Below are 3,391 nucleotides of genomic sequence, written 5' to 3'. Positions count from 1 at the left end.
GTTTGATTCTAATATGCTTGATACTTCGTTCTAGTTACTTAAAGCAATTTATAGGTTTTGAATGTACGAAAGAGCAATTGAAGGAGGGGTTACATGTCGGCACTCAAAAATCGACAAAGACAGATTCAAATGAAAAGACTTGAGGGGAGAAGTAGAGCTCGTCAAGTTGAACTTTGTATGGGACTTATTCGTCACAAAGGAAAAGAGTTTGTTCACGAGTACCCCTTGTATGCTCTTGGCATCACAGGCCTTGGTGTTGTAATTTTGAATCGAACTCATCGTTTTAAATCGTCTGTTTTTGGTTATAAACAGCTATCGCTGCTACTTAATTTACTTAAGTAACCATCATTTTGATTCAAATTGGTGTTGGCTGACGGTATCGAGTGCCTGATTCAAATTGACGAAGCCTCAAAAACAAAACCTTCTACTCATAGGAATAAAATGACATCAAAAAAAAATACAGTATTCTTAGACAACGGGAGTATTAATTGCAAACCCCCAAAAATCTCCTTGCTGTTCTCATGATGTCTATTTTTACATTACATATCGCCAAGCCATTTTTGTTGCCAATCATCTTTGGTGCTTTTTATTTCTTTGCTATGTAGCCCTCTAGTTAACTTATGTACTCGCTTCGGTATCCCTCGAGTCATTAACATAGGTTTCTAGCAACACTTCGATTCAGTTCCCAGATGGAGGAGTACAGGTGTTTAACCTTGCGTCCTGTTACGAGAACTCATGTTTTCGCATTTATCGTGAAACGCTTTCGCGTTTTTCGTGCGCCGCTTCACTCGGTAATCAGCAAACACATAAAGCGGGTAGACTGCACCACGAGTTTGAGTATGGAGGTCGACGGCGAAGGGTAGCATTATGCTTAAGCAAACGCTCCCACAAAGACGCAACAAAGCGCTCCGCAGCTAGGCCATTCGCATCCCCGGAAAGAGCCGATTGAGGTTGGCCGGGCAAGAACCCGATCCGAAGATATAAAATCACGGCTATGGTTCAGCAAACCAGACAAATTCACAGTAGGCACAATCGTTACCGTACCTTTGAGAGTTTTACCTACTAAGTCTCTGATAATTTGCTGAGCAGCCAACACACCATTTGGCTCATCACCGTGAATACCAGCAGGGTAATCATCAGCTTAGGGCCTTCTTGACTGCCTTTAAAAACAGAAACAGGCATATTCTTAGGTTGCCCTAACCCATCACTGGTTACTTGAAACCAAAACCCATGCTCTCCAGCGGGTAAGTCTTCAACATTCAAGGAACCAATAACCTGCCTACCTTGTAAAACATCGCCTAAGTACTCTGTTTTCATCCAACGTCTCCATCTTGTTGAGCAAAACTATTCTTTCTAAGTTGTTGCATCATAGAGGATATATTAATCCAGCACAAACAGTTAATCGGATGAGCAAACCCGAATCTGAGCGTAAAAATCACTCATCCTGTCACCACTGATCCAAAAACGTCTTTTCGAAAGTCAGCACTCAAACCCACATGATTGACCGTACCATTCACAAACCGTTTAGGTATTGGAAATAAAAGTGCAATAAAATCAAAACGTAAAAAGTTCCCCATTCACGAAAATGTAATTTTATAGAAATGAAAGCGTAATTTAGCTGCTCTAAATTAGCTTCATATCGAAACGGAGAGCACATTGCTCACGGATTTTAAAATACAAGGTAAGTGATTATGAATAAGGCAGTTTTAGCTTCTGCAGTCGTAGCGGCACTAGTTTCAGGTTCGTCTCTAGCAGCAACAGTTTACAGCTCTGATGGTACTGAACTTAAAATTGGCGGTCGCGCAGAATTCCGTGGTGATTTCATTGGTTCAGGCGGTGAAGAAATCGAAGGTACAATGGAAAATAAAAGCCGTTTTCGTTTGAACGTTGGCGGTACTACAGAAATCAATAGTGACCTCTCAGGTTTTGGTTTCTACGAAGCAGAACAAAGCGTGAAATCTTCAGCTGATAACGATAAGACAGATAACTTCAAACAACGTTATATGTACGCAGGCCTAGAAGGTAATTTTGGTGCTGTTTCGGTAGGCCGTCAAGATACAGCTGCTGCTCAAATTTCGGAAATGTCAGATGTTGCTATCTACTCTGGTGACCAAAAAGCATTCATCAACGCTGGCGACGAACAGGTAAACAACACGTTTGTATACGCTTACGACGCTGACGCGCTTTCTTTGAAAGCAAGTTTTATCGCAGGTGAAGATAAAGACACTGACGGTTACGGCATCTCTGGTATTTACACACTACCAATGGGTTTAGGCTTTGGTCTTGGCTACTCAGGTAATGACAACGGTACTGGTAATGGTTCGGCAACGGCTGTAATCGCTGGTATTAATTACAAAATGGATGCTTTATACCCTAGGTGCGACATATACAATGGGCGACCTAGACGACAAATCAAAAACTGAGTTCTCAGGTGTGGAAGTTGCTGTTAAGTACAAGCTAACAGACCAATTTGAACTGGCGGGTTTGTACCAAAAACAAGAAGAAGACGCGACACAGAACTTAACTGTAGACACAGCTGACTTCTTTGAACTAACGGGACTTATAAATTCAACAAATCTATCCGTACATACGTTGCTTACCAACTAAACAACCTAGACGATGTGAAGGTTTCAGGCCTAGAAACACAAAGCGAAGATTCTCTGCGCCTAGGTCTACGTTACGACTTCTAACCTAAATCGACTTTAGATTGAAAGTAAAAAGGTTGGAGCAATCGCTCAACCTTTTTTCATATTCAAATATTATGACGAACTTCATCAATGCTTTTTCTGGTTAAGTGGTGCTAAATCCGTATCATACGCAGACCACATCAAAGAATTAGAAGCATCATGTCACAACATCATCCGATCCAAGGCGCTAGCTGGATGCTAACCGCAGGCTTAGCCTTTGCCGTTATTAATAGCTTAACCCAGGTCGCCAGTATTCATTTCGGACTTACTTCTACCACCGTCGCCGTTATCCAATATGCCATTGCATTGTGCGCCATTCTCCCATACCTAAAAACACTGGGGATTCGCCGTGCACTCAGAACCGACAATCTAAAAATGCACGTATTCCGTGTTTTCTTATCAGTTATTGGTATCCAACTCTGGATCTGGGCACTTGCTTACCCTGTACCCATTGGTGGCAAGGCATAGCCCTGCTCATGACCTCACCACTGTTTTCAACTATAGGTTCTGGCCTTTTCCTGAAAGAAAAAGTGGGGGCAGCTCGTTGGGGGGCAACTTTAGCCGGTTTCGTTGGTGCGATGGTCATCCTTGAACCATGGGGCGAAGACTTTAGTTGGGCAACACTGTTACCCGTTGGCGCCGCTTTTTTACTTGGGCTTGCTACTCTCTGATGGTGAAGAAACTTTCGTCACAAGATAGTCCTG

Annotated in this window: 1 protein-coding gene and 4 pseudogenes; 4 read left to right on the top strand and 1 reads right to left on the bottom strand. The window is 42.5% G+C overall.

Annotated elements, in window-relative coordinates; translation table 11 throughout:
- The first annotated feature begins 129 nt into the window (after positions 1-129).
- On the top strand, positions 130-342 hold the full coding sequence (locus BCU07_RS23505) for a hypothetical protein (protein ID WP_413286216.1): 213 nt from the start codon (positions 130-132) through the stop codon (positions 340-342).
- Positions 343-521: 179 nt separating this feature from the next.
- Positions 522-657: pseudogene (locus BCU07_RS23500) on the top strand (AI-2E family transporter); the annotation flags it as partial.
- Positions 658-743: 86 nt separating this feature from the next.
- Here BCU07_RS23500 and BCU07_RS23495 read toward each other — a convergent pair.
- A pseudogene (locus BCU07_RS23495) lies at positions 744-1,317 on the bottom strand (succinylglutamate desuccinylase/aspartoacylase family protein); the annotation flags it as partial.
- A 374-nt stretch (positions 1,318-1,691) separates the two neighbouring features.
- Here BCU07_RS23495 and BCU07_RS23490 point away from each other — a divergent pair.
- Positions 1,692-2,690, top strand: a pseudogene (locus BCU07_RS23490) (porin).
- Between the two features lie 156 nt (positions 2,691-2,846).
- Positions 2,847-3,391, top strand: a pseudogene (locus tag BCU07_RS23485) (DMT family transporter); the annotation flags it as partial.

The organism is Vibrio sp. 10N.261.54.E10 (genome assembly GCF_002877735.2).
In the GTDB taxonomy this organism is placed as follows: Bacteria; Pseudomonadota; Gammaproteobacteria; order Enterobacterales; family Vibrionaceae; genus Vibrio; species Vibrio crassostreae_C.
The sequence above is the reverse complement of the archived record's forward strand: the minus strand, read 5'-3'. Positions and strand labels throughout refer to the sequence as shown.